Origin of the sequence: Undibacterium sp. FT79W, assembly GCF_014284215.1 — a bacterium.
GTDB lineage: Bacteria > Pseudomonadota > Gammaproteobacteria > Burkholderiales > Burkholderiaceae_D > Undibacterium > Undibacterium aquatile.
Genome location: NZ_JACOGB010000027.1, coordinates 1 through 492 on the forward strand (window position 1 = coordinate 1; position 492 = coordinate 492).

Annotated in this window: 1 protein-coding gene; it reads right to left on the bottom strand. The window is 47.8% G+C overall.

Going from position 1 to position 492, the window contains the following annotated elements; translation table 11 throughout:
• Positions 1-492: TonB-dependent receptor (locus tag H8K38_RS18210; RefSeq protein ID WP_186886266.1), on the bottom strand; the 492-nt coding region annotated here is incomplete at both ends.

A 492-nucleotide genomic window follows, 5' to 3' on the forward strand; every position in this document is an offset into this window, starting at 1 on the left:
TAATGGCATATTCGTCACGTGCATTCGGAGTAAGGCCGAATTTGAGGGAAAACTTACTATCCTTGCGATAGGCATTGTTTCGCGCGCCACCATTTTCTGTACTGGTCGCAATGAAATCCGATGACATAGGAAAGCCATCACTCTGTATGTAGGAAACCCCGGTTTGCAGGTACCACATGCCCTGGTTGGTACCTACATTGGCGGATGTTTGCTTTTCACTTCCAGTCGCTACGCCTACCATGGCATCCGCTTCAAACGTCTTTTTGGGCTTGCGGGAAATGAGATTGATTGCTCCACCTAACGTATTGGGACCATAGGCCAAGGAGCTGAATCCCTTTGCTACTTGAATTGCCGCGAGGTCAGCCGTGCTGAAACGATTGAAGTCGACATAGCCATCGTATGGAACATAAACAGGAATACCGTCAATAAATAAAGGGACCTGACGAGAATCGAATCCGCGCACTGCAACAGTTTTTTCGTTACGGGAATTTG